The sequence below is a fragment of the Paraburkholderia sp. SIMBA_027 genome (assembly GCF_046535315.1).
Classification (GTDB): Bacteria; Pseudomonadota; Gammaproteobacteria; order Burkholderiales; family Burkholderiaceae; genus Paraburkholderia; species Paraburkholderia tropica.
The window spans coordinates 14,085-40,799 of the sequence record NZ_JAWRWY010000029.1; the positions used below are offsets into that span (position 1 = coordinate 14,085).

A 26,715-nucleotide genomic window follows, 5' to 3' on the forward strand; every position below is an offset into this window, starting at 1 on the left:
CGTCGATCTGGCGTTGATTCAGCGTCGATTCGCTCGCCGCACCTCACGCGCGCGCGGGCAATCCGCGCTTGCCCCGCGCGCCATTGCGCCGCACAATCGGCCCATTCCCTTCTCGCGCGGCTCGCCCCGCGGTAGACCCCATGGCTTATGCATCGCTCGCCACCGGCGTCCTGCTCGCCGCCGGCACGGGATCGCGTTTCGATCCCCAAGGTCTGCGCAACAAGCTGCTCGAACCGCTGCCTGGCGGCGCGTGCGTCGCGCACGAAGCCGCGCATCGTCTGCTGCTCGTCGTGCCCAAGGTGATCGCCGTCGTGCGTCCCGGCGCGGAAACGCTCGCGCACGCGCTCAACGAGGCAGGCTGCGACGTGGTGTTCGCGCCCGACGCCGTGCGCGGCATGGGCGCGAGTCTGGCGGCGGCCGTCGAAGCCGATACGGAAGGCGAAAGCTGGATCGTCGCGCTCGCGGACATGCCGCGTATCGCCGTGCCCACGATCGAAGCGGTCGCGCGCGAACTGGACGCGGGCGCGCCGCTCGTCGCGCCGTTCCATGACGGCCGGCGCGGACATCCGGTGGGATTCGGCCTCGAACATCGCGCGGCACTGATCGCGCTCGACGGCGACACGGGCGCGCGCGCGTTGCTCAGCACGCAGCCGATCAAACGGATCGACGTCGACGACCCCGGCATTCTGCGCGACGTGGACACGCCCGCCGATCTGCACGGGCTTTAAACGTCAGGCGCCGATTTCGCGCCGGGCCGCGCGTTGAGGAAACGCAAGAAGCTCGGCAAGCGGCTCAGGGACGGCTGGCGTCCGTCGCTGCGTCCGTCGTGGTATCGGCAACTGGGGTCGCGACCGTGTCGGACGCCGCAGCGTCCGCCTTGGCATTCGCATCGCCACCGGACCTCTCCGAGACTGCGGGCGGCGTGTGCACCGAGGCGACCTGCTCGGCTTTCGCGTGCGACGCATGACCAAACAACGTCGGCACGCCGAGCAAACCCAGAACGAACACCACCGCCACTACCGCCGCACCCATACCATCACCTTGCCGATACTGAGGGAGCGCGCTGGCGCTCCCGTTTTGAGGAAGGCTGAAGTTTACGACCGGGTAAGTTTTTGAAAAATGCCGGCAGCATATAAACAGTGTTGACCTGACAGCAATAATCGACACTCAAAACGGCCTGTATCGCACTCAATATGGCCGGTTTGACGAACAATCGCCTGCCGATCGTCTCGACGCCACACTCGCGCATGCAAATCGCCGCGCCCCGAAACCCCGCCTGAAGGCACGCCCGAATCTCCACGGCACGCCGCGCCGCGATCAGCTAGGCTATGAGTACGCGCTCCGCGTTCCGTCCACCGCCCGGCCCCGGCCGCGCACGAGGTAGCCGCGATGATCTGCTCGCACACGAACCCGCTTCCCGAACCGCTCGCCGACCCGACGCGCGATCCCGACCGCGACCCGCTCACGCCCCCGCCGCCGGGCCATCACGGCGAAGAACCGCAACGCCCCGACGGTCCGCCAAACAAGGACCCGGTCTGAACGGCGCACGCCGCGCCGCTGCGCGTGCGCCCGAACCCAATCGATCAGCCTCCACCAACGCGCACGATCGCCCCGATCCGCGTGCTTTCCCGCTTTTATCCCTCGCCTTAGCTTTCACCAAGCTTGCACTCAGGCGCCACGCTCCTTAAAATGCAAACGATTCGTATTTGCAGTCAAGTAGCGGGTAATATTGCATGTCCGCTCTCTTCAGCCGTTTAGCCGAACCACCAACGCATCGTGACCCACTTTCTGACCGAGCCCGTTCCCGCACTCCGCCGGACGCGCCGCGCCGCCGCATGAGACCGCTGCTGGTTCGCCTGCACCGCTGGTTCGGCCTCGGCACGGCGGCATTCCTGTTCATCGCCGGGCTGACCGGCGCGGTGATCGCGTGGGACCACGAACTGGATTCCGCGCTCAACCCGTCCTTCTATCACGCTCACACGCCGGGCACGCCGCTGTCGCCGCTCGAACTCGCGAAGCGCTTCGAGGCCGCCGAGCCGCACGCCGAAGTCACCTTCATGCCGCTCTCGATCGAGCCCGGCACCACCTTCATGGCGCGCGTGAGTCCGCGCACCGATCCGAAGACCGGCGCACCGTATCCGCTCGACTACAACCAGATCGCGCTCGATCCCGTCACCGGCGCCGAACAGGGCCGCCGCATGTGGGGCGCGCCGTCGCTCGCGCGCGAGAACCTGATTCCCTTCCTCTACCAGCTCCACTACACGCTGTTCATGCCGACGAAGATGGGCATCGACTTCAGCGTCTGGACGATGGGCGTGGTGGGCATGGTGTGGCTGCTCGACGGCTTCATCGCCATCGTGCTCGCGTTTCCGAATCTCAAGAGCTGGCGCAAGTCGCTCGCGTTCCGCCTCAAGCGCGGCGGCTACGCGCTCACGTTCGATCTGCACCGCTCGGGCGGCGTGTGGCTCTGGGGTCTGCTGATCGTGGTCGCCGTCACGTCGATTTCGATGAATCTCGGCACGCAGATCGTGCGCCCCGTGGTTTCGGTCTTCTCGACGCTCGCGCCGGACCCGTTCCGCTCGCCCTCGCCCGCCGGCGCGCTGACGCCCGCCCAGGCCGACGCCGCGCGCACGCGCATCGTCGCCGAAGCGGCCGCCATCGGCCGGCGCGAAGGCATCACCGCGCCGCCGGGCGGACTGTTCGCGATGCCGGAGTTCGGCGCCTACGGCGTGGGCTACTACGCAGCGGGCAACGATCACGGCGACGCCGGGCTCGGCAATCCGTGGCTCGTGATCGACGGCCACAACGACGCGATTCTCGGCAGCCAGATTCCCGGTCGCGGCAGCGCGGGCGACATCTTCATTCAGGCGCAGTTTCCGCTGCACTCGGGCCGTATCGCCGGTTTGCCCGGACGCATCGCGATCAGCTTCACGGGCATCGTCGTGGCGATGCTCAGCGTGACCGGCGTGCTGATCTGGCTGAAGAAAGCGCGTGCGCGCCGCAAATCGTCGAAACAGAGCGTGCCCGTGCGCACGCGCGAACGCACGGCGAGCTGATCGCCGCGTCGATTGCGTCGATCGCGTCGATCGCGGCGCGCGCCGGAAACAAAAAGGCCTTGCAGCGCTTTCACGCTGCAAGGCCTTTTTTTACGGGCTAAAACGAATCGCTAAACGGTCGTCAAGCCTTATTGCGCGAGCGCGTCGAACGACGCGAGCAGACGCTCGACGTCGGCGGCATGAATGTCGCCCATCGTCGAAATGCGGAACAGTTCCTTCGACAGACCGCCCTGCCCCGCGTAGATCACGAAGCCGCGCGCCTTGAGCGCGTCGTGCAGCTTCGGATAGTCGATGCCTGCCGGCAGACGGAACGCGCGCAGCACCACCGACGACTCGTCCTTCGGCAGCACGCAGTCCATGCCGCGCGCGGCGAGACCGGCGCGCACCTGCTCCGAAAGCGCCGCGTAACGCGCGTGACGCGCCTTCCAGCCGCCTTCGTCCGCCAGCTCGCGCAGCGCCTCGACCAGCGCGTAATACGCGTGCACCGACGGCGTGAACGGCGTGTTGCGCTGATCCTGGAGCGTCGCGAGACGCTTGAGATCGAGGTAGTACGTGCGGCTCGCGGCCGTGCCGAGCGCCGCGCGGCGCACGATCACGAAGGCCGCGCCGGGCACGCCGTGCAGGCACTTGTTCGCGGTCGCGGCCACGGCGGCGATGCTCGTGTCGTCGAAATCGATCGCTTCGGAACCGAAGCTGCTGACGCCGTCGACGAGCATCTGCACGCCGCGCGCGCGGCACGCTTCGCCCAGCGCGCGCAGATCGTTCAGACGGCCCGTGGTGGTCTCGTGATGAATGATCGCGACGTGCGTGAACGACTGGTCGGCGTCGAGCGCGGCGGTGATGCGCGCGAGATCGGGCGCCTGCATCCACTCGTGCTTCACGACTTCGTGCGCGATGCCGTACTGCGTGGCGATCGCGGTGATACGCTCGCCGTACACGCCGTTTTCGACGATCAGCAGCTTGCCGTTCGCGGGCACGAGCGAGGCGATCATGCTCTCGACCGCGGCCGTGCCGGAGCCGGTCATGAGCACCGCCTGCCATTGCGCGGGATCGAGATCGTAGACGCCGACGAGACGCGTGCGCGCCTCTTCCTGCACGTCGAAGAACTCGCTTTCGCGATGGCACAGATCTTCCTGCAGCAGGCTGCGGCGCACGCGTTCGGTGAGCGTGACCGGGCCGGGATTGAGCAACAGCATCGGCAATTCCTTATTGAGCGGCGTTGACGGCAGCCGCAGCCTCGGCGCCGATATGGCGCATGAGACGCGACTTGACGTCGGGCGGCGTGATGGTCGGGCGCGGCAGGCCGTCGGGCGTGCCGCGCTTGATCGTCAGGCGTACGAAGCGTGCGCCGGCGACGCCGTTCGCACCCGTCGCGCGTTCGCGCGCCGCTTGCAGCACGGCGTCGAGCGTGGCGAGTTCGTCGCCTTCCACGGCGTCGGCGTAACCGCACGCGGCCGCCACGTTCGCGAACGACACCTGTTGCGCGACGGTGGCCTGGCCGCCCGTCGAATCGTGCGCGCCGTTGTCGAGCAGCACGTGCGTGAGGTTCGACGGACCGTAGGCGCCGAGCGTCGCGAAGTTGCCCATGCGCATGAGCGCGGCGCCGTCACCGTCGAGCGCGACCACGTTCAGATCCGGACGCGCCAGTGCGAGGCCGAGCGCGAACGAGCTGACGCAACCCATCGAGCCGACCATGTACAACTGGTTCGAGCGGTCGTCGATCGCGTAGAGTTCGCGGCCGCAGAAGCCCGTCGACGCCACCACCACCGTCGATTCGGCAGGCGTGGCCGCGATCACGCGTTCGAGCGCCTGCTGGCGCGTCGGCAGATCGTCGTAGCCCACGCCCGCGAATTTCGACTGCGCCACCGGCAGCGCGTGCTTCGCCGGCATCGAGCCGCCGCCCTTCAGTTCAAACGGCGCGACGCTGCCCTTTTGCATCACGAGCGCGTACGGGCGGCCCGTTTCGTCCATGTGGCGGATGGCGCGTTCGAGCACGGGCGCGATCTGGTCGGCCTCGGTCGGGAACAGCTCCCAGGGCACGTCCATCGTGTCGAGCATCTGCGGCGTGACCGGACCCATCAGCGCGTGCTGCGGTTCGTCGGACACGCCGGGCTGGCCGCGCCACGTCACGATCAGCAGTTGCGGCAGACGGAAGGTCCACGTGAGCGAGGTGAGCGGGCTCACCGCGTTGCCGAGACCCGAGTTCTGCATCATGGCGATGCCGCGCTTGCCCGCGAGCGCGACGCCCGCGATCAGGGCCACGGCGTCGCCCTCGTTGGCCGAGCTCACGTAATGCAGCGACTCGTCCTGCAGCACGTAATTGATGAACGGCGTGAGGAACGAGCACGGCACGCCCGCATACCATTCGAAGCCGCGCGCGCGCGCCGCTTCGACGAACTGTGCCGCTTCGATCATGCCTTCGCCTCCGGCGACGAGCCCGCGTCGCTGCCGATCGGCGTCTGCGCGTGCGCGAAGTCGCCCGCGCGGCGGAAATCTTCGAGGTCGTTCACGCCGCGCCAGTGGCCGCGCACGTATTGCACTTCGATCTTCTCGCCGTCGGCGATCAGCGCGTTGAGCAGCGCCGGCATGTCGAGCGTGTCGAAGTCGGCTTGCGTCTGCAGTTGCGCGAGCTTGTTCTTGAGCTTCTCACGGCCCGCGCCGCGCACGTTCATCAGACCGATCCAGCGGCCCGCGGGCGCCACGCCCTGCGATGCCTGATCCGACGACACACGTTGCAGATACGTCTTGTTGCCGAACAGGCCACGGTCGTCGCCCGACGAGCACCACGCGAAATCGCGCACGCTCGCGTTTTCCGTTTCCGGCGACGAGTCGATCACCACGCTGAATTCGGCTTCGCTTTCGACGAGGTCGCGCAGGATGTAGCTGCGGAAGAGCAGGTCGCCATACGAGATCACGGTGTCGTTCTTGAGCGCGTCGACGGCGCACGCGAGCGAGGCCAGCTCGTTGGTCTGCGCGTAGCGCTCGTTGCGCGCGAGCTTGATGCCCGCCGTGTCGATCGCCTCGGCCTTGTAGCCGCCCACGACCGTGATGTCGTTGACCGCTTCCTTCTTGAAGGCGTCGACGAGCCAGCGCAGCAGCGGCTTGCCCGCGACCGGCAGCATGACCTTCGGCTTGTCTTCGGTCACGGCGTCGAGACCCGATCCGCGGCTCGCCGCCAGCACGATCGCCGAACCGGCCGAACGCGTGGTCGAGAGATAGCGGTTTTCGGCTTCCGAGTATTCGTCGGCGTCCTGCAGACGGAAGATCTCGTTGACGGTCGCGATGCGGTCTTCCACGTCGACGAGCGTCTGCGTTTCGTAGATCGTGCGGGTGACGGCCTGCATCGCCGAAACCGCCGCGCGGATCTGATGGTTCGCCCAGATCACCGTGCTGATGCCCGCCTTGCGGAACACGTCGGTCGGCGTGCTGTAGTACTTGGTCGGCACGATTACGAGCGGACCGCGGCCGGCCCATTCGCGCGCGAACGTGAGGATCTCGTCAGGTTTCGAGAGCTTGCTGTGGATGAGGATCGCGTCCGCGCCCGCGAGGCGATACGCTTCGGCGCGCTTGAGCGCTTCGTCCATGCCCCAGCCTGCGATCAGCGCCTCGACGCGCGCCACGATCGAGAAGTTCTCGTCGGTCTGCGAGTCCTTGCCGGCCTTGATCTTGCCGCAGAATTCGTCGATGTCGGCGAGCGGTTGCGCTTCGCCGCCGATGAAGCTGTTGGTCTTCGGGAACACCTTGTCTTCGATACAGACGCCGGCGATGCCGCGCTGTTCGAGCTTGCGCACGAGGCGGCGCACGTTGTTGAAGTTGCCGTAGCCGGTGTCGCCGTCCAGCAGGATCGGCAGGTCGCTCGCGTCGGCCATGAACTCGAGGTTGTCGACCACCTGGGTCCAGCTCGCCTCGTTGTTGTCGCGCACGCCGAACTGCGCGGAGATCGAGAGGCCCGAGCCCCAGATCGCCTTGAAGCCTGCTTCGCGCGCGATGCGTGCGGACAGGCCGTTGTGCGCTTCCATCAGGAATTCGAGTTCGTTGCTGACCAGCATCTGACGCAGCCGTGCGCTGCGCGATGCCGGAACCAGTGCGGGTTCGCGTGCGTTCATCGTGTGACTCCAGTGGACGTCGCGTGGGCGCCGGGTTGGCCCGCGCCGCGCGCGTCGCATCGTTGGGAAATGACTTTTCTGGCCTGGGCGCCGCTTGTCGCGTGCTGCTTGCGTGCTGCTTTGCATGCTTGTCGCGTGCTTGCCTGCGTGCGCTTTGCGTTGCTTCGCGCGGTGCTCGGTGCGTTGCGGATTGCCGTACTGCTTCGCTTGCGGGCGACTTGCTTTTCGCTTGCTAAACACCGACGTGCCGCTTGCGAATCGCCCGCTATTCCGGAAGCGAAGCGCGAATAAGAATCGATCCTGAACCCGCGAATATGAACCGCAACCGTCGCGGTAACAGACTCGGGACACACACCGGAACGCACTCGTTCGCAGCCCCTACGACAACGGCGCGACACCCGCATGACAAGGGCAGCCTTGAGCCGAAGCCGCGACTATAACGGAAATGATTATTGCTTGCCCTCGAATCCCGCCAGAAGTGGCAAATCATGGAGTTGCTGTGAAATTTGTGGCTTTTAAGCGCGAATTACGGCGTTTTTTGCACTCATGGGGATAGCCCTCGCCAGGCGTCTACAGCGCGTGTGCATATGCACGTCGCGGCGCCCATCACTGTGCGCATCAACGCCTTGTTTTGTATGAGGAAACGGCTCGACTGAGGGTTCGCCCTGACTCGCCCGCACGTTCGAAAACGCCGTTAACACGCACAGGCAGAGCGCTCGCAACGACGCGCGCGACGCCCTAAGCAACACTCGATTCATTGCACCGTGCCAAGCCCCCGAACCATCCGACAGACGATGACGCTCAACACCAAACTCCGCTCGATGATCACGATCCTCTGGATCGGCCTGCTGCTGATCGTGGCCTTCGGCGCATGGCAAAGCCGCGACTCCATGATCCGCGAACGGCGCGCGCAACTGACGACGCTCGTCGACGAAGCGAGCAGCATCGCGAACTACTACTACGGCCTCTCGCAACGCAACGCGATGCCCGAAGCCGAGGCGCAAAAACAGGCGCTCGCCGTGATCGGCTCGATCCGCTACGGCAGCGACGGCTATCTGAGCATCAACAACTCGCAGGCCGTGATGCTGATGCATCCGATCAAGCCCGAACTCAACGGCAAGCTGCTTTCCGGTTTCGCCGATCCCGCGGGCAAGCACGTGTTCACCGCGCTGTCCGAAGCGGCGAATCAGCCCGGCGGCGGTTTCGTCGATTACCTCTGGGCCAAGCCCGGCCATAGCGAGCCCGTGCCGAAACTCAGCTACGGCAACCGCTTCGCGCCGTGGGACTGGGTGATCGTGACCGGCATGTATATGGACGACGTGAGCGCCGCGTTCTACGGCAGCCTCGTGCGCTGGCTGCTCGTGACCTTCCTGCTCGGCGGCATCGCGACCGTGGTGATGGTGTTCGTCGTGCGCAGCGTGCGCGGCAGCATCGGCGGCGAACTCGAAACGGCCGTGGAGACGGCCAACCGCATCGCGCAGGGCGACCTGACTTCGCGCGTCGAAACGCACGGCACCCACGCACAGAGCCTGATGCGCGCGCTCGCGACCATGCAGGGCGCGCTCGTGCAGACCGTGGCGCGCGTGCGCAGCGGCGCGGAGAACATCAACGTGGGCGCGAACGAGATCGCCGCGGGCAACACCGATCTCTCGCAGCGGACCGAACAACAGGCCGCCGCGCTCGTGCAGACCGCGTCGAGCATGGACGAGATGACGTCCAACGTGCGTCAGAACGCGGACAGCGCGCAGCACGCCGCCACGCTCGCGAGCGAAGCCGCCGAAGTGGCGACGCGCGGCAGCAGCGTCGTCGACGACGTGGTGCGCACGATGGGCGCGATCACGACCAGCTCGCAGCAGATCGGCGACATCATCGGCGTGATCGACGGCATCGCGTTCCAGACCAATATTCTCGCGCTGAACGCCGCCGTCGAAGCGGCGCGCGCGGGCGAACAGGGCCGCGGGTTCGCGGTGGTCGCGTCGGAAGTGCGCAGCCTTGCGCAGCGCTCGGCCGCGGCCGCGAAGGAGATCAAGACGCTGATCGAGCAATCGACGGGCACGGTCGCCGAAGGCCAGCAACTCGTGACCAGCGCGGGCACGACGATGGGCGAGATCGTGCAGTCGGTGCGGCGCGTGCACGAGATTCTCGAAGAGATCAGCCACGCGTCGCGCGAGCAGAGCGCCGGCATCGAGCAGGTCAACCGCGCGGTGGGCGAAATGGATCAGGTGACGCAGCAGAACGCCGCGCTGGTCGAAGAGGCCGCCGCCGCCGCGCATTCGCTCAAGGATCAGGTGACGGGGCTGCGCGAGGCGATTGCGAGTTTCAGGTTGCCGGTGGCGGCTTGAGCGTCTCCGTCTGACCGTGTGATCGCCGATGCCCGGGCGCGCCTCGCGCCACGCGGACATCGGCGCCCCCCGCCTCCGGTCCCCGCCTCCGCCCCCGCCTTCGCGCGCACTTTCCCTGCGCCGCATCACACCCCGCGCGTCCGCGCACTGGCACGAAAATTTCAATTAAATTACACACAGTTTACAATGCCATTCGACTGACTCCCCGACAGACGCACCTCGCCCTCCGATGATCCGCTCGAGAAGACCGCCGCGCGACCCGCACGCCACCGCGACCCGCCATCCGATGCTGGCGTCGAAGCTGCCCGCCTGGCGTTCGAAGCTCATCGTGTTCATCACGTTTTCCGCGTTCGCGGCGCTCGCGGGCCGCGCGCTCTGGGTACAGGTCGTCAATCACGATTTCTACGTCAAGCAGGGGCAAAAGCGCTATCAGCGCACGCTCGAACTCGACGCCATGCGCGGGCGCATCGTCGACCGCAACGGCGCGATTCTCGCCGTCAGCCTCGAAACCTTCGAGATCTGGGCGAATCCGAAAATCCTCGACGCAGCCGCCTGGTCGCCGCTCGCGAAACTGCTCGACATGCCGCTCGCGGAACTGCGCCGCCGGCTCGCCGGCGACCGCTCGTTCGTGCTGCTCAAGCGCCAGGTCGACGCCGACACCGCCGCGCATATCGACGAAATGGCCACCGGCGGCATCACGCTCATCGCCGACTCGAAGCGCTACTACCCCGAGGGCGAATCGGCCGCGCACGTGGTCGGCTTCACGGACGTGGAAGACGCGGGCCAGGAAGGCGTGGAACTCGCCGCCGAAGCGCGTCTGCGCGGCACGCCGGGCCAGCGCGAAGTGATCCGCGACCGGCTCGGGCGCGTGATTTCCGAGCCGAGCGAACGCGTGCAGCCGAAGAACGGCGAGACGGTGCAGCTCACGGTGGACCGCCGCGTGCAGCAGCTCGCCTACACGCAGCTCAAGGCGGCCGTGGCGAAAAATCACGCGGAAGCGGGCAGCGTCGTGGTGCTCGACGCGCAGAACGGCGAGATTCTCGCGCTCGCGAACTGGCCGTCGTTCGATCCGAACAACCGCGCGCGCCTCACCGGCAAGCAGTTGCGCAACCGCGCCGTGATCGACACCTTCGAGCCGGGTTCGACGATCAAGCCCGTGGTCGCCGCGCTCTCGATGGATCTGCGCAAGGTCAACGCCAACACCATCGTCGACACCTCGCCGGGCACGTATCGCATCGGGCCCGCCGTGATTCACGACACCTCGAATCACGGCCGCATGACGGTGGCCGAGGCGATCCAGAAGTCGAGCAACATCGCGCTCGCGAAGATCGCGCTGAACCTGCCCGCGCAGACCATCTGGAACAAGTATCAGGAATACGAGCTTGGCGTGCGGCCCGAAGTGACGTTTCCGGGCGCGGCGGCCGGACGTGTGCGGCCGTGGGCGCGCTGGCGTCCGATCGAGCAGGCGACGATGGCCTATGGCTATGGCCTCTCGGCATCGCTGCTGCAGATCGCGCAGGTCTACACGGCCTATGCGGGCGACGGCACGATGTATCCCGCGAAGCTGCTGCGCGGCGCGCCCGTGACCGCCACCAACGCGCCGCGCGCGGTCACCACGCCGGCCACGGCGGCGGCGCTGCGCAAGATGCTGGAAATGGCGACGACGGAAGGCGGCACGGGCCGCGCCGCGAACGTCGAGGGCTATCGCGTCGGCGGCAAGACCGGCACCGCGCGCAAGCAGATCGGCGCCGGCTACGCGAAGAACCGCTATCGCGCGCTGTTCGTCGGCATGGCGCCGATGAGCGCGCCGCGCGTGATCGTCGCCGTGATGATCGACGATCCGGCGGGCCGCTCGTACTATGGCGGCACCGTCGCGGGCCCGGTGTTCGCGGGCGTCACGCAGGGCACGCTGCAACTGATGGGCGTGCCGCCGGATTTGCAGGCAGCGCCGGCGACACAGTCGCCGCAGTCACGTTAGTGTTGCGCGGAAGCGGCGGGCGCCGCCACGCGCGTGCCCGTCTGTCCGGCCTGCGCCGGTTCCGCGCCATAGCCCGCTTGAGCGGCTCGATCCGCTGAATCCACTTCGGCCACGCTCTGCACCCGCGGCTGCGCCTGCGCAACACGCGCCTCTTCGGCACGCTTCGCTTCGAGGCGGACCATCGCGGCTTCGATATCGTTCGGGTAATTCGCGTTGCTGGCCTGCGACGGGTTATAGCCCACCGATTCCAGGTCCTTCAGTTCCTGCAGCACTTGCGCGCGCGTCACCGGACCGTTCTGGATGGACTGCGCGAACGCGATCGCCGGCGCAATCGCCATCATCGAAACCAGCGCCGTGCGTAGCATTGCGTTCTTCACCTTGCTCTCCTGTGTCAATCGATGCGCCCAGTCTACGCAGCAAGCGCCCGCGTAAAAACGCACCGCACAGGGGAGGACTGTTCCAGTCCGCGAAAGACTGGAGAGAATTTCCGGCGTGGGGGCGCGAACGGCGCGCACGCTGCGTCGTCAGATCTGATCGCGCCCGAACGCGCGCAAGGCGTCGAGATTCACCACGTCGACGCGGTTGTACGCCAGCGTGACGAGCCCCGCGCGTTCGAGCGTCTGCAAAGCCTGATTGACGCGCTGACGCGACGCGCCCGCCAGCATGCCGATCTCTTCCTGCGAGATTTCCAGCGCGCGGCCCGTCTCCGGATAGAGATCGGGATTGAACATCTGCGCGAGCGCCTGGGCGATCCGCGCATCGACATCGAGCAAGCGGCTGTTCTGGATCAGCCCGATAAATTCGCCCATGCGGTTATTCAACTGATGGATGACGAAGCGGTTGAACGGCAGGCTGCTGTCCATGAGGCGATGAAACGTGTCGGCGGGCACCGCCATGACGAGCGCCGGCTGCAGCGCGATGACGTCGTATTTGCGCGGCTCGCGCTTGATCACGCTGCCCTCGCCGAACCAGCCGCCGTGCGGCACGCCCGAAAACGTGCAACCGCGACCCGAGGCGTTGAAGATGGCGAGCTTCACGAGCCCGCTGCTCACGCCCAGCCAGTACGCCGAAGGCGCCTCGCGCGCGGCCACGGTCGCGCCCGCCGCCCAGCTCTGCGCGTGCGAGGTGTCGAGCACCCACGCGCGGTGTTCGGCGTCGAGCGAACGGAACCACGCGAAGCGCTCGAACAGCGCCGCGAGCCGCGCGGCGTCGCGCGCATCGATGCGGCCCGCGGCGGCGGCAGCGGCTTGGTCCGGAGGCATAATGGGCTGCGTCATGGCGCTCACCTTGAAATAGATCATTGCGCGCGGCCGCTCTGTCGCGCCAGCGACAGACTCGCGCGCGCGGTCCTGCTACGTTAGCGCGAATCATACCGATAAACCGTCAATCCGCACGGGCCGACAGGCCGTCGCCATGCACGTCGCTTTGCACAGCACGTCGACCCGCGCGCAGACAGGAGACAGCGCCATGTTGCATCCGTACGAAGACGGCCTCGCGCCGCGCGAAGCCAATTACGTCCCGCTCACGCCGATCGATTTCATCGCGCGCGCCGCCGAGGTCTACGGCGACCGGCTCGCGATGGTCCACGGCAGCGTGCGCCGCAACTGGCGCGACACTTACGCACGCACGCGCCGCCTCGCGAGCGCGCTCCAGCGCGCGGGCATCGGCCGCGGCGACACCGTTGCCGTGCTGCTGCCCAACATTCCCGCGATGGTCGAAGCCCACTTCGGCGTGCCGATGCTGGGCGCGGTGCTCAACACGCTCAACACGCGGCTCGACGTCGCGACCATGCTGTTCATGCTGCGTCACGGCGAGGCCAAGGCGCTGATCGTCGATACGGAATACGCCGCGCTCGCGCAACGCGCGGCGCTCGCATTTCCCGAGCTGAAAATCATCACGGTCGCCGACGTGGCGCCCGCCGACCCCGAGCATTTCCCGCGCGCGATCGACTACGAGACCTTCCTCGAACAGGGCGATCCCGAGTTCGCGTGGCAGTTGCCCGCCAACGAATGGGACGCCATCGCGCTCAACTACACCTCGGGCACGACGGGCGATCCGAAGGGCGTGGTCTATCACCATCGCGGCGCGTATCTGAACGCGCTCAGCAACATCCTCGAATGGGATTTGCCGAAGCACGCCGTCTATCTGTGGACGCTGCCGCTCTTTCACTGCAACGGCTGGTGTTTCGCGTGGACGATTGCGGCGCGCGCGGGCGTGAACGTGTGTCTGCGCAAGTTCGACGCGAAACTCGTGTTCGACCTGATCCGCACCGAAGGCGTCACGCATTATTGCGGCGCGCCCATCGTGCAGGGCGCGCTCGCGGATGCGCCCGCCGAGTATCGCGAAGGCATCGCGCACACGGTGCGCACGATGGTGGCGGGCGCGCCGCCGCCGCCGGCCGTCATCGCGAAGATGAAGCAGATCGGCATCGAACTCACGCACGTCTACGGGCTCACCGAGGTCTATGGGCCCGCGTCGGTGTGCGCCGTGCAGGACGCGTGGAAGTCGCTGCCCGACGACGAGCAGGCGCGCCTCGCCGCGCGTCAGGGCGTGCGCTATCACCTGCAGGCGGGCGTGAGCGTGCTCAACCCCACGACGATGGAACCCGTGCCCAACGACGGCGAAACGCTCGGCGAGATCATGTTCCGCGGCAACATCTGCATGAAGGGCTATCTGAAGAACGAGCGCGCCACCGAAGAAGCGTTTCGCGGCGGCTGGTTCCATACGGGCGATCTCGGCGTGATGACGCCCGACGGTTACGTGCGCATCACCGACCGCAGCAAGGACATCATCATCTCGGGCGGCGAAAACATTTCGAGCATCGAAGTGGAGGACACGCTGTATCGCCATCCGGCGGTCGCGCTGGCCGCTGTCGTCGCGATGCCCGATCCGAAGTGGGGCGAAGTGCCGTGCGCGTTCGTCGAGCTGCGTCCGGGCACAAGCGCGACGGCCGAGGAGATCGTCGCGCATTGCCGGCTGTTTCTCGCCAGCTACAAGGTGCCGCGCGTGGTGAAATTCGGCGAGTTGCCGCGTACCGCGACCGGCAAGATCCAGAAGTACGAGTTGCGCGCAAAGGTGGGATCGCAGAACGCAATCGACTTCGGCAAGACGGAAAAGCCCGCAAAATGAAGGGCTTTTGAAAGATACAGGGCGCGGCGAGAGGCGTCGGACGGCGTCGAAGCCGCGTCGGGTCGCCGTCGAATGTAACGCCTCTTGACAACCTGGCCCTTTGATTACCGCGCGCAATCTTCAGAAAGGCGCGGTAATCCTTTTTGCATCAAGGTTCGACTGTTAAAAGGGCCTATTTCTTATGACAGTTTGAGTGAAACGAAAGCTTACAAGTGGTCACGTTTTCACCGCGCTCCTCTCGCTAAGCTTGGTTCCGTGGTCGAACGCAGCGCAACAACCGATGCGCGGCGACGATGAACCCGAAGAGGAGGAAAGAACATGAACACCAAGAGCTGGAAGACCCCCGCACGCGCCCTCGCGGCTGCACTGCTGGCCGGCGGCGCGCTGATGGGCGCCTCGAGCGCCTTCGCTCAATCCGCACCGTACGGTCTGCGCGCCGACTCGGCGCCCGAATACGGTCAGCCGCACATGATGCCGGTGGGCGTGCAACTGTCGATCGGCTGGCACGACAACCGTTACTGGGACGGCCACCGCTATTGGGAACATGACGAGTGGATGCACCGTCACCCGCATGATCCGGGTCCGCGCGGTCACGACGACCATCGTCCGCCGCCCCCGCCGCGCTACTAATGCGTGATCTCGCGCGGCTGCCTTCGAGCGCCGCGCGACGGACTTACGCTTAGCCGGACCGCCGAGGCCGGTCTCTTCGAAAGAGAGACCGGCCTCGGCGCATTTCTCCCCTCGCCGGGGCGCTTTCGCGCCATTTTCGGGCGGCGCGGCGCAGCGCGCATTTCACTCCCTTACCTGAATCCTGCTAACTGCGACTATCGCTCGCCTTCGCTTGATTTGGCCTCCGAATCACAATCGACGCGAACGAAGGGAAAAACACGCGCCTGGCGCTGCGCTTACGCACGGCGGATAAGTGCGCAAGCGCACAGAAGGTAATGCTGCGTAATGCGCCCGCGTTGATCCTGGCCGGGCTGGCGGTTAAGGTGGTTGGGCGTTTCGTTCCCCGGAGCGCACGGTGTATTCTCATTGCCCCGGCCGCTACGGTTGGGGCTTTTTTTTGCGCGCGAAAAATCGCTCAGACGCCATCGCGCGAGCAGACCCGCACGCAGACGGCGCACGGCCTGCGACATTTTTTTGCGTTGCCGCGGAATTTTGATGGGCGTAAGGTGGAATCGCCTCTTGAGAACAGGCGAGCCTTATGACCCCCGGTCATCGGAGCATATCCTGACCGGGGATTTTTTCTGCGTGCTTGCCGCAGAGAGGAAGCGTCTGGGAGATCGCGGCGCAGGAGCTGCGGCGCCACGACGAAATCGGTATATGACGGATCACCGAATGAGGAGTTCGGATTCGCTCCAGCCAGAGCTAGACCCGTCATGGAACGCATTATCGGGCCTCGCGCCCAAAGCGTCATTAGCACAACGCGCAAGAATCCATTACGGAAATTGTCAAGATGCCGCAGCGCGGCCTGACGTCGCAGTTTTTTGCCTCACTATCGCTCGATAGCAGGCGCGGCCTGTTCGGCCGGCCGCGCGCGCCGGCACATCCGCTAACATGACGGTTTGCCCTGGCCGCTCCGGCCTTGCTACCGGCCCCGCCCGTTTTGCCCACCTATACCCTTGCCAACTCCGTCGGCGCGGAACTCGAGATCCGCAAGAGCCGCTTCATCGCCCTCGCGATTCCGGTTGCCGACCGCGAAGCCGCCATGGCCGAACTGCGCCGTCTGCGCGAAGAACATCCCACGGCCACGCACGTCTGCTGGGCGCTGCTGGCAGGCGGCCAGTCGGGCATGTCCGACGACGGCGAACCCTCGGGCACGGCCGGCCGCCCGATCCTCGAAGTGCTGCGCCATCACGATCTCGACGGCGTGCTCGCCGCGGTGGTGCGCTACTACGGCGGCGTGAAGCTCGGCGCGGGCGGCCTCGTGCGCGCCTACACCGACGCCATCGCACACGCGCTCAAGGACGCGCCGCGCGTCGAGCGCATCGCACAGGCGCGCTTCACGGTGGAAGTGGGCTATCCCGACGAAACGCGCGTGCGCCACTGGATCGAGCAAGGTCAGCACACGCTCGTCGACAGCCGCTACACGATGACCGTGCGCCTGACGGTCCAGCTTCCGGCCACCGAAGTGGAAGCCGCGCGCGACACGCTGCGCGATCTCACGCAAGGTCGCGCGGGCTTTCCGGAATACGACTAAGCGACGCAGCGCTCGCGCTCTGACGTTCCGACGCGCGCGCTCAGGCCGAAATGATCACCTTGAGCGCCTGCGTGCGCGCCGCTTCGCCGAAAGTGGCGTACGCGTCCATGATCTGATCGAGCGTGAAGCGGTGCGTGACGAGCTTGCCAGGTTCGAGCCGCTTCGACTCGACGGTGGCGAGCAGCATCGGCGTGGTGTAGGTGTCGACGAGTCCGGTCGTGAGCGTGATGTTGTGCGCCCAGAGCTTCTCCAGATGCAGATCGACCTTGGTGCCGTGCACGCCCACGTTCGCAATCGTGCCGCCCGCGCCTATGATAGATTCGCAGATCGAGAAGGTCGCCGGAATGCCCACGGCCTCGATCGCCACGTCCACGCCGCGCCCGTTCGTGAGCGCCATCACGCGCTCGACGGCGTCGCCGCTCTTGCTGTTCACGACGTCGGTCGCGCCGAAGCGCTTCGCGACTTCGAGCCGGTTGTCGTCGAGGTCGACCATGACGATGCGGCCCGGCGCGTAGAACTGCGCCGTCATGAGCGCCGCCAGCCCGACCGGCCCCGCGCCGACGATCGCCACCGACTGCCCCGGCTTGACCTTGCCGTTGAGCACGCCACATTCGAAACCGGTCGGCAGAATGTCGCTGAGCATCACGAGCGCCTCTTCGTCGGCGCCCTTCGGCAGGTGATAGAGACTCGTGTCGGCGTGCGGAATGCGCACCTTCTCCGCCTGCGTGCCGTCGATCAGATGACCGAGAATCCAGCCGCCCGTGGTGCAGTGCGAATACATCTGGCGGCGGCAATATTCGCACTTGCCGCACGAGCTGATGCAGGAAATCAGCACCGCGTCGCCAACCTTGAAATTGGACACGCCCTCGCCCACCGCTTCCACCACGCCCACGCCTTCGTGACCGAGCGTCGTGCCGGGCTTCACCTCGGGCACGTCGCCCTTGAGGATATGCAGATCGGTGCCGCAGATGGTCGTCTTCGTGATGCGCACGATGGCATCGGACGGCTTCTCGAGTTGCGGTTCGGGTTTGTCTTCCAGCGCTTTCTGGCCGGGCCCATTGAATACGAGCGCTTTCATCTTGCTCCTCCAGTGAGACGATGCGAGGAAAAGAAAAGAAACGATGTGCAATGGCCGCGCGCTTCGCCGCTGTGTCGTTGCGTGTGCGCGCGTTGTTGCGTGGGTTATTGCGTGCGTTGTTGCGCAACGGTGGATGCGGTATTTCGCCGATTTCGCCAATCAACGCTGCCTTTGCGCGTCGTCCGATGTCATGACGGATTGCATCCGCACTCAATCGAGCTTAGCACCGGAATCGCGCACCGCACTGCGCAAATGGACTAATGGACGCAGACGAATCGTCGCAGCCCGCGCCAATGAGAATCGGCGGCAAAACCGAAACAAACGGCGAAGTCACGCCCATGCAGGCGCCAGACGAAAATCGCAATCGCACGCGACAAAAAAAAGCCGCCGATGAAAATCGGCGGCTAACAGGGGACGTGAAGAACAACCGCGAATCGACTATCGAATCGACCCGACGCACCCATCATGGCGACGCAAAATTAAGGCAAACTTAAAGCCATGGAAAAGTCCGCAGAAAGTTTCGTTACGGCGGCTTCATGACAGCGCATCGCAGCCCGCATTGCAGTCATTCCGAAAGCAACGAAGCGCACGATCGTCTAATCTTGTCACAAAGAGGGCTGCGCGCGCGGCCGCGCATGCGCCGCCACGCGGGGTCATCAGGCCGCGCACATCACGTGAAAGGGACGAGAAGATGTTCGATCGTTTGAGGGAAGGCGCAGGTCCCGAACGGCGCCACCGCGTCTGGAGCAAGCTGCGCATCTTCGTGGCGGCCATCGGGACGCTCGGTTCGGCCACGGGCATCGCGATCGCCGTGCTCGGGCTCGTGCAGTTCAACAACCAGAAAGTGATGATCGGCGTGGGCGTGATCATCGTCTCGACGGCGGTGTACGTCTCGATTCTCGCGCGCGACCGCAATCGCGTCGACTAGCGTCGATCACCCTCGATCCGCTCCGCGCGGATCAGGCAGGCGGCGCGCGCTGCCTGCCACGCGACGCGCGCCACGTCTGCAATCAACGACGCTTCAGCACGCCTGCACGATTCAACCGCGCGGCGTCCTTCGCGCGCCCTTCACGCGCCCTTCACGTGGCACTCACGCGTCCTGCCCGAGCGCCACGCAAGGCTCGGCGCTGCGATAGTGGTCGTAGACACGTTCGCGCTCCTCGCTCGCGAGCTGGCGCTTTTCCGTGAGCTTGAGCATCCGATGGCGGTCCGCGCCGAGCGTCGCGTAATAGCGCTCAGCGTGCAGCCGCCGGAAGCGCGTGAAGAAGTCCGGCCCCGGCAGCCCCGAATCGGTCGCGAGCAGCGACGCGTAATCGGCCACCTGCGGCTCGCACAGCGCCGCCGCCGCCGCTTCGAGCTGCTCATAACGTTCGCGCAGCGGCACGGTCTGCGCGAACAGCGCGTGAAAAGCCCCATACGGCACGAGGCCGCGCCGGCTGGCTGCGCGCCGCAGCAGGCGTCCCACCTTTTCGTCGAGTTCAGTATGCATTGCTGTAGCCCGTAAAAGTATGCGAGGCGGAAGAGACCCGACGGATTCGCGCCGCGACGCGCAGCAGCGTGAAACCGGTCCGCCTTTTCGATCCGTCCGATTCAATTCAAATCGCATTCAGCGATTCAAACGCGTGAATTCAGGCACCTCGAATTTCGCAAAACGATTCAATGGAAATCGGAAATGCATTCTGCCGAAATTTACGGGATCGCTCTCGTAATCTGCCCGTGGGCGGTCGTGATAAAAAGGATTGCAAACATTTCTTCGAGCGAATCGGCGGTCCATGATGGCGCGAATGCGCAATGGCTCGCGGTATTGTTGATCGAATTGGATACGTTCATTTTTTCCGATAGTCCAGGAAAATCCGTAAGTCAAGCAGACTATTTTTCCGCCAGCTATACACATTCCCTACAAAAACAATTATTAATATCCGCTGCGGACTGCCCGAGCAGTCCGCACGCGTCCCAGGTGGACGTCCCGAGTGGGCGTCACGTTTCGCCGTCCGCAAGAGGCCGCGCGTCGGGCAGGAGTTGACGCAAGGCCGCAGCAAACGACAAGACCCGCATGCAGGAATTGGGTTGAAGGAGCGGCGCATCCGCAAGCCGCATGACCGGAATCTTTCGTCGACGAGTGATCACATGCTGACCAGAACCGAAAATTTGCCGAGCGTCGCGCGCCGGATGGCCGCCGGACAGATGCTCGTGGAAGGCGCCACGGTGCATGCCGTGGCCGATTCGCTGCACCTCTCCGCCCAGACGGTGCGCCGCTACAAGTCCATCGTGGAGGACGGCGGGCTCGCCGCGCTCCAGCAGATGAGCGTGGGCGGCCGTCCTTCCGTGCTCGACCACGCCGCGCTGGGCTGGATCGCCAATGCGTTGCACGGCTCGGCGCGAGAGCATGGTTTTGCAAGCGACGCGTGGACCAACAGCCGCGTGCGCGAACTGATCGGCCGCCAGTTCGGCGTCCATTATTCGCGCGTCTATACGTGGCAGATCGTGTCGAATCTTGGCCTCGGCCATCGCCTCTCGAAATCGGCACGCTGATTCGAACGGATTCACGCGAGCAGGTCCGGCGATCCGGGCAAACGTCGCAATCAGGTTGCACCTGGCCGCGGGCGTCTTCACGACGCCCGCGCGGCTCGGTGCAGGCGTTGTGCGGGGTGTCGCGCGACGAGGGCGGCTCCGCGGCGGTTTCGCGCAGACTCATCACGCGCGCCCCATTCAGTGCTCGCCGCGCAAACGCGCCAATCTGCCCGCCATTCAGTTCGCCATTCAGCCCGAATTTCAGCTCGTCATATCCGTCGCCGCAGCCGGGCCCGGCATGATGTCGTCTGCGCCGGTCCACGCCTTCGCGCGCACCTGGTTGCGCCCGGCGTTCTTCGCCTCGTAGAGTTGCACGTCGGCGGCGGCCAGCAGCTTCGCGCCGCTGCCGCCCACCGGCGGCTCGCAACTCGCGCAGCCCACGCTCACCGTCACGCAGCCGTGGCGCGAACCCGTGAACGCCAGATTCGCCGACTCGATACGCCGCCGGATCTTCTGCGCGACCTTCTCCGCGCCCGCCAACGTCGCGCCGGGCAGCACCACCGCGAATTCCTCGCCGCCGTAGCGCGCGACCATATCGGCGGCGCGCCGCGTGCCCGACGCGATGCGCTCGGCCACCAGCGCGAGCACCTCGTCGCCGGCGGCGTGGCCATAGGTGTCGTTGAAAAGCTTGAAGTGGTCGATGTCGAGAAACAGGACGCCCAGCGGCGCGCGCTCGCGCACCGCGCGCTGCCATTCGGCGACGAGCCGCTGATCGAGCGCGCGCCGATTCGAGAGTCCCGTGAGCGGATCGGTGACCGCGAGACGCAGCAACGCGCCCTCGGCGAGCAGCTTGTCGCGCAGCGCGAAGGCGAGAATCCACGACACCGCCACCCACGCGCCGCCGAACACCGTCGTCATGACGAGCGCGACCATGCTGCGCCGCCGCCAGCCCGCGAGGATATCGGCGACGGCGGGCGCCACGCCGATGATGATCGGCGTCGTGCCCGCGCGGCCCCACGTGTAGAGACGCTCCACGCCGTCGGTCCCCGAATGCGCCGCGAAGGTGCCCGCGGGACGGCTCGACACGACCTTGAAGGTTTCCCCCTGCCGGAAATTCGCGCCGACGCCATTCGGTATCAACGGCTTGCTCGCGATCAGCGTGCCATCCGCCATCATGATGAAGACTACGCCGCGCAGCCCCACGTCGATGTGATCGAGCAACTGCTGAAAATACTCGAGCCGCACGCCGAGCAGCGCAACGCCCGCGAACGCGCCATCGGGCGCGCTGATGCGGCGCGTGAGCCCGATCGACAGCACGCCGTTGCGCAGCCGCGAAGCATAAGGCTTCGAAATGAACAGGCCGAGCTGCGGATCGCGCTGCTGCGCGACGAAATAATCGCGGTCGGCGACCGACAGATTCGGCGCGGCCTCGCCGCTCTGCGACGCCTTCACGTGGCCTTGCGCGTCGAGCACATAAGCGCCGCCGAGATACGAGGCCGCCGTCGCGCGGTCGAACAGCACGCGCTGGCGCAGCGCGTCGGGCAGCGTCCACGTCGCGCGTTCCTGCGCGCTCGCAACCACGGCGCGCAGCGAGAGGTCGTATAGCTCGACGTTGCGCGCGATGTCGCTGCTCAGGAGCCGCAAGATGTTCTGCGAATTCTCGACCGCGTGCCGCATCTCTTCGGCGCGGCTTTCGTAGAGCGCCACATAGGTGACGGTCGCCATCACCGTGGCAACGAGCGTGCCCGAGAGGCCGGCGAAAAACGGATGATTGCCGATCGCGCGCGTGGCGAGCCTGCCCTGCGCGAACAGCCAGCGGCGCAGACGCTGGGTCGGCGAAAGCACGCGCCGCGCCAGCGGTCGGCGATGCCACGGCTCGGGCGAAGCGCTGCGATTCGCCTCGTCCTCCGCCACGGCGGGATGGCGTTCAGGCTCTTGAACACGTTCGACCACGCGCCCATTCCTCCGACGATTGACACGCAAAGCACGCGTAAAAACGCCCTTTTCTTGCGTGCCTGGCGAGCCGTACGCATGAAAATGTCATCAATCCGACACGCTGGCTCCGGATGATCGGAAGCGCGACTTTCGCCGCATTTTCATCGCCCATTCAGCCACAGGAGCCAGCACGTCATGCCGGACCTTTCCCTGTCACCGCAGCCTGGCGCCTCGCCCGCACGCGGCCGCAGCGCGAGCCTGCTCGCCTTCCTGCTCGTGATCGCCGCGGGCGCCGTCTATGTCGGCATGCATCTCGCCGACGATCTGTCTCCCGTGCGCGAAAGCTCCGCGTTGCCCTGGCTGTTGCTCGGCATCGCGCTGCTGATCGCGCTGGGCTTCGAATTCGTGAACGGCTTCCACGATACCGCGAATGCCGTGGCGACCGTCATCTACACGCACTCGCTCTCGCCGAACCTCGCGGTGATCTGGTCGGGCGCGTGGAATTTCCTCGGCGTGCTCACGTCCTCGGGCGCGGTCGCGTTCGGCATCCTGCAACTGTTGCCCGTCGAGCTGATCCTGCAGGTGGGCAGCAGCGCCGGTTTCGCGATGGTGTTCGCACTTCTGATCGCGGCGATCATCTGGAATCTGGGCACCTGGTACTTCGGTCTGCCGTCGTCGAGTTCGCATACGCTGATCGGCTCGATCATCGGCGTGGGCCTGATGAACCAGATGATGCACGGTTCGACTGGCACGAGCGGCGTGGACTGGAGCCAGGCAATGGGCGTCGGCAAGTCGCTGCTGTTTTCGCCGCTCGTCGGCTTCCTGCTCGCGGCGCTGCTGCTGCTCGTGCTCAAGGCGCTCGTGCGCGTGCCCGCGCTCTACGCCGAGCCGAAGGGCAAGGAACCGCCGCCGTTCTGGATCCGCGCGCTGCTGATTCTCACCTGCACGGGCGTCTCGTTCGCGCACGGTTCGAACGACGGCCAGAAGGGCATGGGCCTCATCATGCTGATCCTGATCGGCACCGTGCCGACCGCTTACGCGCTCAACAAGGCCGTGACGACGGGCGAATCGCAGACCTTCGTCGCGGTCGCCGAACAGGCCTCGCGCACCTTCGGGAAGTATGCGAACGGCGTGCCCACGCCGACCGACGCCGCCGCCGTGCGCAGCGAAGTCGAGCGCTATATCAGCTCGCGCACGCTCTCGCCGCAGACGATTCCGGCGCTCTCCGCGCTCTCCGCGGAAGTAGGCCAGCAGGTGGCCGGCTACGGCTCGATGGCCAACGTGCCGCAATCGGTGGTCGATAACGTGCGCAACAACATGTACGTGATTTCGGAAGCGATCCGCCTGATCGACAAGGCGAAGCAACCCGCCTTCGCCGCCGACGACGCCCGGGCGATCGACAACTTCCGCAGCCAGATCGATCACGCGACCAAGTTCATCCCGACGTGGGTGAAGGTGGCGGTGGCGATCGCGCTGGGTCTCGGCACGATGGTCGGCTGGAAGCGCATCGTGGTGACGGTGGGCGAGCGTATCGGCAAGCAGCATCTGACCTACGGCCAGGGCGCGAGCGCCGAACTCGTGGCGATGGCCACCATCGGCGCCGCCGACGTGTACGGCCTGCCGGTCTCGACCACGCACGTGCTGTCCTCGGGCGTGGCGGGCGCGATGGCCGCCAACGGCTCGGGCCTGCAATGGAACACGGTGCGCAGCCTCGTGCTCGCGTGGGTGCTCACCTTGCCCGCGTCGATCGTGCTCGCGGGCGGCCTGTACTGGGTGTTCCGCCACCTGTTCTGAGCGCCGCATTCGTATCGCTATCGGCAAGGACCACCAGCAAAAGCAGCACCGCAGCAAAAAAGCCGCGCTCCTTTCGGGGCGCGGCTTTTTCTATTCGAGCCGGCTGAGAACCGGACGCGGCGCTCAATACACGTCGGGCACGAACATGTTTTCCGGCACCGGCTGGCGGATATAGTCGGGATGATGCACGCGCGCGGGCAGCGTCACCTGCGGATGCTCGACCTCGTGATACGGCACCTGACTCAGCAGATGGTGAATGCAGTTCAGACGCGCGCGTTTCTTGTCCACGCCCTGCACGACCCACCACGGCGCTTCGGGAATATGCGAGCGCTGCAGCATCACTTCCTTCACGTGCGTGTACGCTTCCCAGCGGCGGCGGCTTTCGAGGTCCATCGGCGAGAGCTTCCACTGCTTGAGCGGGTCGTCGATCCGGCTCTGGAAGCGCACTTCCTGCTCGTCGTCGGTGATCGAGAACCAGTACTTGACGATCTGCACGCCGCTGCGCACGAGCATCTTCTCGAACTCGGGCACCGAGCGGAAGAACTCTTCGTATTCGTCGTCGGTGCAGAAGTTCATCACGCGCTCGACGCCCGCGCGGTTGTACCAGCTCCGGTCGAACAGCACCATTTCGCCGCCCGCCGGCAGATGCTGCACGTAACGCTGGAAATACCACTGCGTGCGCTCGCGGTTGTTCGGCGCGGGCAGCGCGGCCACGCGGCACATGCGCGGATTCAGACGCTGCGTGATGCGCTTGATGACGCCGCCCTTGCCCGCCGCGTCGCGGCCCTCGAAGATCACGACGAGGCGATGCCCCGTGCTGATGATCCAGTCCTGCATCTTCACGAGTTCGCCCTGCAGACGGATCAGCTCGCGGAAATAGACGCGGCGCAGCGCGCGCGCTTCGTCGCTGATCTGCAGACCGCTTTCCTGCAGGCGGTCGTCGACTTCCATTTCGAGCTCTTCGTCGTAGGCGTCGATGAGTTCTTCGTCGAGACGGCGGCGGCGATGACGCTCCGCTTCCAGATCCTGCTCGATGGCCGCTTCGCGGTCCAGTTCGTTCATGGCGACTCTCCTTTTTCGATCAATGGCACCCCGCGCCGGATGCGCCCCGCAAGCGAAGCGCCGATGGACACGGCCACACGCCACTATCGGCGCGGCGGGTGTCACGCGTATTTCATATGCATCGCGCGATGGCCTGAATTGCCGATTCGCTGATTTACCGATTCTCCGCGCGCGCTCAGGTGCGCGGCAACGGTTGCGCAAAACTGAGTTCGTGCCCGTCCGGGTCGCGCAGATGAAAATAGCGCTCGCCCCACGGCGCGTCCTGCGGCGCGAATTCGGGCGAGAAACCGGCGGCCACGGCCTGCTGGTAAAAAGCGTCGACGCCGCAGACGTAGAGGATCACGCGTCCCCAGCCCGCCACCGCGTCATGCGGCCCTTCGAGCAGATTCAGGTAGCACTCGCCGCCGCCATCGCCGCCGAGCACGAACGACGCGAAGCCCGCAATTCGCGGCCCCGGTTTGTGCGCGAAGCCAAGCGGCTCGTAAAAACGCAGCGAGCGTGCGAGATCGCTCACGGTCAGGGTCACGGCGCTCAATGATTCGATACGCGCTTCGTTGCGCGCGGCGGGCGGGGTCATGGCCTGGCCTCCTTGTGATGGGTGTCGCGGGCCGCGCACGGCCCCTGTCCGCCGACTTTAGCAGCCTTTCGCCGCCTGGGGCGTCAGGCGCGCCCGCGCTTTGACCTGCCCGCCAGCTTCGGCGCGGCGGATCGGCGGCCCTTCTTGCCAGCGGCTTGATCGCCGGGCTCACCGCCACTGGTCGGACCAGTTTCGAACAATCCGCTCTCCTCGCCGACCCGCGCGCGCACGAAGTCGATATGCGTCTGCATGGCCGTGCGCGCCTCTTCGGGACGCCGCGCCAGAATGGCGTCGCAGAGCGTGCGATGCTGCAGGAGCAACAGCCCGGAGGCGTCGGCGGTCTGCTCGCGCAGCCCCGTGCCGTTGATCGTGATGTGCTCGCGCAGCACGCCCAGCACGCTCGTGTGCAGATGCAGGAACATCGCGTTGTGCGAGGCCTGCGCGATGACTTCGTGCAGCTTTGCGTCGGCGTCGGCCTCGGCGGTCTTGTCGTCGGCTTCGCGGGTGCGCTCCAGCGCGTCCATCTGCGCGCGGATGCGGGCAAGATCATCGTCGCTCGCGCGCAGCGCCGCAAAATACGCGGTCGCGCCTTCCAGCACGCGGCGGAATTCGAGGATGTCGTCGCGCAAGGCCGGATGGTCGGCCACCAGTTGCCCCCACGGCGAAGCGAAGCCCGTGCGCAGCTGATCGGTCACAAACACGCCCGCGCCCGCGCGGCTCGCCACGAGTCCGCGCGCAGCGAGCCGCTGGGTCGCCTCGCGCACCGTGTTGCGCGCCACGCCGTAATCCTGCGCGAGCACGCGCTCGGACGGCAGCTTCGCGCCCGCGCCCCACGTGCCGTCGAGCAGCGACGTTTCCATGCGCCTCATCACCGTTTCCACGCGCCCGCGTGCGCCCGCCCTGTCCCTCATTGATCGTCCCCGAGATGTGTTTCGTGTGATCCG

24 protein-coding genes are annotated in these 26,715 nt (G+C 66.1%); 12 read left to right on the forward strand and 12 right to left on the reverse strand.

Translation table 11 applies throughout. The annotated features are described in order from the left end of the window. Window positions 1–140 precede the first annotated feature (140 nt). Entirely contained in the window at window positions 141–728 is a 588-nt protein-coding gene (locus SB764_RS35535) for an NTP transferase domain-containing protein (RefSeq protein ID WP_410866202.1), read from the forward strand. Between the two features lie 64 nt (window positions 729–792). Here SB764_RS35535 and SB764_RS35540 read toward each other — a convergent pair whose 3' ends face one another. Then, complete coding sequence (locus SB764_RS35540; RefSeq protein WP_410866203.1) at window positions 793–1,032, reverse strand: hypothetical protein; 240 nt, start codon at window positions 1,030–1,032, stop codon at window positions 793–795. A gap of 357 nt (window positions 1,033–1,389) precedes the next feature. On the opposite strand from SB764_RS35540, the gene SB764_RS35545 reads away from it, so the two are divergent. Further along, complete coding sequence (locus SB764_RS35545; protein ID WP_176082002.1) at window positions 1,390–1,539, forward strand: hypothetical protein; 150 nt, start codon at window positions 1,390–1,392, stop codon at window positions 1,537–1,539. 296 nt (window positions 1,540–1,835) lie between these two features. Then, window positions 1,836–3,056: a PepSY-associated TM helix domain-containing protein gene (locus SB764_RS35550; RefSeq protein ID WP_065063327.1), complete on the forward strand. Its 1,221-nt coding sequence runs from the start codon at window positions 1,836–1,838 to the stop codon at window positions 3,054–3,056. 128 nt (window positions 3,057–3,184) lie between these two features. Here the strand turns inward: SB764_RS35550 and SB764_RS35555 are convergent, their stop codons facing one another. From SB764_RS35555 to aepX, 3 genes are read right to left on the reverse strand one after another with little or no spacing between them, the layout of a single operon-like run. Next, window positions 3,185–4,252 (reverse strand): 2-aminoethylphosphonate aminotransferase, encoded by a 1,068-nt coding sequence (locus SB764_RS35555; RefSeq protein ID WP_065063329.1) that lies wholly within the window; start codon window positions 4,250–4,252, stop codon window positions 3,185–3,187. Between the two features lie 10 nt (window positions 4,253–4,262). Continuing rightward, window positions 4,263–5,471 carry a phosphonopyruvate decarboxylase gene (aepY, locus tag SB764_RS35560; RefSeq protein WP_321867581.1) on the reverse strand — a complete coding sequence of 403 codons (1,209 nt, stop codon included), beginning with the start codon at window positions 5,469–5,471 and terminating at the stop codon, window positions 4,263–4,265. Beyond that, the gene (gene aepX, locus SB764_RS35565; RefSeq protein ID WP_065063333.1) at window positions 5,468–7,162 is read right to left on the reverse strand and encodes a phosphoenolpyruvate mutase; all 1,695 of its coding nucleotides are present in this window, start codon (window positions 7,160–7,162) and stop codon (window positions 5,468–5,470) included. The genes aepY and aepX overlap by 4 nt, the downstream gene beginning before the upstream one ends. A 794-nt stretch (window positions 7,163–7,956) precedes the next feature. Between aepX and SB764_RS35570 the strand changes: the two genes are divergently transcribed. Together SB764_RS35570 and SB764_RS35575 are read left to right on the forward strand one after the other, a co-directional pair. Beyond that, window positions 7,957–9,504, forward strand: coding sequence for a methyl-accepting chemotaxis protein (locus tag SB764_RS35570; RefSeq protein WP_074987519.1), 1,548 nt, complete (start codon window positions 7,957–7,959; stop codon window positions 9,502–9,504). Window positions 9,505–9,790: 286 nt separating this feature from the next. Next, window positions 9,791–11,482: a peptidoglycan D,D-transpeptidase FtsI family protein gene (locus SB764_RS35575; protein WP_373681716.1), complete on the forward strand. Its 1,692-nt coding sequence runs from the start codon at window positions 9,791–9,793 to the stop codon at window positions 11,480–11,482. On the opposite strand, the gene SB764_RS35580 is transcribed toward SB764_RS35575, so the two are convergent. Both SB764_RS35580 and SB764_RS35585 read right to left on the reverse strand, forming a co-directional pair. Further along, window positions 11,479–11,859, reverse strand: coding sequence for a DUF4148 domain-containing protein (locus tag SB764_RS35580; RefSeq protein WP_244144336.1), 381 nt, complete (start codon window positions 11,857–11,859; stop codon window positions 11,479–11,481). The genes SB764_RS35575 and SB764_RS35580 overlap by 4 nt on opposite strands. Window positions 11,860–12,006: 147 nt before the next feature. Then, window positions 12,007–12,783 (reverse strand): Crp/Fnr family transcriptional regulator, encoded by a 777-nt coding sequence (locus SB764_RS35585; protein ID WP_110329661.1) that lies wholly within the window; start codon window positions 12,781–12,783, stop codon window positions 12,007–12,009. Between the two features lie 166 nt (window positions 12,784–12,949). On the opposite strand from SB764_RS35585, the gene SB764_RS35590 reads away from it, so the two are divergent. The 3 genes from SB764_RS35590 (at window position 12,950) to SB764_RS35600 (ending at window position 16,814) form a co-directional block, all read left to right on the forward strand. Continuing rightward, complete coding sequence (locus SB764_RS35590; RefSeq protein ID WP_080180673.1) at window positions 12,950–14,611, forward strand: acyl-CoA synthetase; 1,662 nt, start codon at window positions 12,950–12,952, stop codon at window positions 14,609–14,611. Window positions 14,612–14,929: 318 nt separating this feature from the next. Next, window positions 14,930–15,241, forward strand: a complete 312-nt coding sequence (locus SB764_RS35595) for a hypothetical protein (RefSeq protein ID WP_183717471.1) — start codon at window positions 14,930–14,932, stop codon at window positions 15,239–15,241. 979 nt (window positions 15,242–16,220) lie between these two features. Then, window positions 16,221–16,814, forward strand: coding sequence for an IMPACT family protein (locus SB764_RS35600; RefSeq protein WP_065063345.1), 594 nt, complete (start codon window positions 16,221–16,223; stop codon window positions 16,812–16,814). 40 nt (window positions 16,815–16,854) lie between these two features. Here the strand turns inward: SB764_RS35600 and SB764_RS35605 are convergent, their stop codons facing one another. Further along, window positions 16,855–17,892, reverse strand: coding sequence for a zinc-dependent alcohol dehydrogenase family protein (locus SB764_RS35605; RefSeq protein WP_065063346.1), 1,038 nt, complete (start codon window positions 17,890–17,892; stop codon window positions 16,855–16,857). Between the two features lie 260 nt (window positions 17,893–18,152). Between SB764_RS35605 and SB764_RS35610 the strand changes: the two genes are divergently transcribed. Next, window positions 18,153–18,386 (forward strand): hypothetical protein, encoded by a 234-nt coding sequence (locus SB764_RS35610; protein WP_183717473.1) that lies wholly within the window; start codon window positions 18,153–18,155, stop codon window positions 18,384–18,386. A 197-nt stretch (window positions 18,387–18,583) separates the two neighbouring features. Continuing rightward, entirely contained in the window at window positions 18,584–18,820 is a 237-nt protein-coding gene (locus SB764_RS35615) for a DUF2964 family protein (protein WP_065063348.1), read from the forward strand. 162 nt (window positions 18,821–18,982) lie between these two features. Here SB764_RS35615 and SB764_RS35620 read toward each other — a convergent pair whose 3' ends face one another. Then, a complete protein-coding gene (locus tag SB764_RS35620; RefSeq protein WP_065063350.1) occupies window positions 18,983–19,381 on the reverse strand; it encodes a hypothetical protein in 399 nt (132 codons plus the stop codon). Window positions 19,382–20,019: 638 nt separating this feature from the next. On the opposite strand from SB764_RS35620, the gene SB764_RS35625 reads away from it, so the two are divergent. Then, the gene (locus tag SB764_RS35625) at window positions 20,020–20,424 is read left to right on the forward strand and encodes a helix-turn-helix domain-containing protein (RefSeq protein WP_065063351.1); all 405 of its coding nucleotides are present in this window, start codon (window positions 20,020–20,022) and stop codon (window positions 20,422–20,424) included. 240 nt (window positions 20,425–20,664) lie between these two features. On the opposite strand, the gene SB764_RS35630 is transcribed toward SB764_RS35625, so the two are convergent. Then, entirely contained in the window at window positions 20,665–22,356 is a 1,692-nt protein-coding gene (locus tag SB764_RS35630; RefSeq protein WP_410866204.1) for a diguanylate cyclase, read from the reverse strand. 177 nt (window positions 22,357–22,533) lie between these two features. Between SB764_RS35630 and SB764_RS35635 the strand changes: the two genes are divergently transcribed. Beyond that, window positions 22,534–24,132, forward strand: coding sequence for an inorganic phosphate transporter (locus SB764_RS35635; protein ID WP_074987515.1), 1,599 nt, complete (start codon window positions 22,534–22,536; stop codon window positions 24,130–24,132). 123 nt (window positions 24,133–24,255) lie between these two features. On the opposite strand, the gene ppk2 is transcribed toward SB764_RS35635, so the two are convergent. From ppk2 to SB764_RS35650, 3 genes are all read right to left on the reverse strand, one after another. Further along, complete coding sequence (gene ppk2, locus SB764_RS35640; protein WP_065063357.1) at window positions 24,256–25,194, reverse strand: polyphosphate kinase 2; 939 nt, start codon at window positions 25,192–25,194, stop codon at window positions 24,256–24,258. A gap of 175 nt (window positions 25,195–25,369) precedes the next feature. After that, window positions 25,370–25,771 carry a VOC family protein gene (locus tag SB764_RS35645; RefSeq protein WP_065063359.1) on the reverse strand — a complete coding sequence of 134 codons (402 nt, stop codon included), beginning with the start codon at window positions 25,769–25,771 and terminating at the stop codon, window positions 25,370–25,372. Between the two features lie 83 nt (window positions 25,772–25,854). Then, a complete protein-coding gene (locus SB764_RS35650) occupies window positions 25,855–26,682 on the reverse strand; it encodes a FadR/GntR family transcriptional regulator (protein WP_110329664.1) in 828 nt (275 codons plus the stop codon). Window positions 26,683–26,715: the final 33 nt, after the last annotated feature.